Genomic DNA, 1,517 nt, shown 5'->3' with positions numbered 1-1,517 from the left:
CTTGGATCAGTGGCGAACGGGTGAGTAACACGTGAGCAATCTGCCCTTGACTCTGGGATAACTGCGGGAAACTGTAGCTAATACCGGATATTACCTTGGAAGGCATCTTCTGGGGTGGAAAGAATTTTGGTCAAGGATGAGCTCGCGGCCTATCAGCTAGTTGGTGAGGTAATGGCTCACCAAGGCGACGACGGGTAGCCGGCCTGAGAGGGTGACCGGCCACACTGGGACTGAGACACGGCCCAGACTCCTACGGGAGGCAGCAGTGGGGAATATTGCACAATGGGCGCAAGCCTGATGCAGCAACGCCGCGTGAGGGACGACGGCCTTCGGGTTGTAAACCTCTTTTAGTAGGGAAGAAGCGACTGGGTTTTCCTGGGAGTGACGGTACCTGCAGAAAAAGCACCGGCTAACTACGTGCCAGCAGCCGCGGTAATACGTAGGGTGCAAGCGTTGTCCGGAATTATTGGGCGTAAAGAGCTCGTAGGCGGTTTGTCGCGTCTGCTGTGAAAACCCGAGGCTCAACCTCGGGCCTGCAGTGGGTACGGGCAGACTAGAGTGCGGTAGGGGAGATTGGAATTCCTGGTGTAGCGGTGGAATGCGCAGATATCAGGAGGAACACCAATGGCGAAGGCAGATCTCTGGGCCGTAACTGACGCTGAGGAGCGAAAGCATGGGGAGCGAACAGGATTAGATACCCTGGTAGTCCATGCCGTAAACGTTGGGAACTAGATGTGGGGACCATTCCACGGTCTCCGTGTCGCAGCTAACGCATTAAGTTCCCCGCCTGGGGAGTACGGCCGCAAGGCTAAAACTCAAAGGAATTGACGGGGGCCCGCACAAGCGGCGGAGCATGCGGATTAATTCGATGCAACGCGAAGAACCTTACCAAGGCTTGACATATACCGGAAACGGCCAGAGATGGTCGCCCCGCAAGGTCGGTATACAGGTGGTGCATGGTTGTCGTCAGCTCGTGTCGTGAGATGTTGGGTTAAGTCCCGCAACGAGCGCAACCCTCGTCCTATGTTGCCAGCACGTAATGGTGGGAACTCATGGGATACTGCCGGGGTCAACTCGGAGGAAGGTGGGGATGACGTCAAATCATCATGCCCCTTATGTCTTGGGCTTCACGCATGCTACAATGGCCGGTACAAAGGGCTGCGATACCGCAAGGTGGAGCGAATCCCAAAAAGCCGGTCTCAGTTCGGATTGAGGTCTGCAACTCGACCTCATGAAGTCGGAGTCGCTAGTAATCGCAGATCAGCAACGCTGCGGTGAATACGTTCCCGGGCCTTGTACACACCGCCCGTCAAGTCATGAAAGTCGGTAACACCCGAAGCCAGTGGCCGAACCCGTAAGGGACGGAGCTGTCGAAGGTGGGATCGGTGATTAGGACTAAGTCGTAACAAGGTAGCCGTACCGGAAGGTGCGGCTGGATCACCTCCTTTCTAAGGAGCACGTGTCGTCCCGTCTGTATACAGCGGAATATGGCGACCAGTCACACCAGGCCGAACGGT

General features: G+C 56.3%; 1 rRNA gene. It reads left to right on the top strand.

Annotated elements, in window-relative coordinates:
* Positions 1-1,448: ribosomal RNA gene (locus E3T47_RS14200) — 16S ribosomal RNA — on the top strand; the annotation flags it as partial.
* Positions 1,449-1,517 lie beyond the last annotated feature (69 nt).

It is taken from the genome of Cryobacterium ruanii, assembly GCF_004404055.1.
Classification (GTDB): Bacteria; Actinomycetota; Actinomycetes; order Actinomycetales; family Microbacteriaceae; genus Cryobacterium; species Cryobacterium ruanii.
Note: the sequence above shows the minus strand (reverse complement) of the source record. Positions and strands in the feature narration are given on the sequence as shown.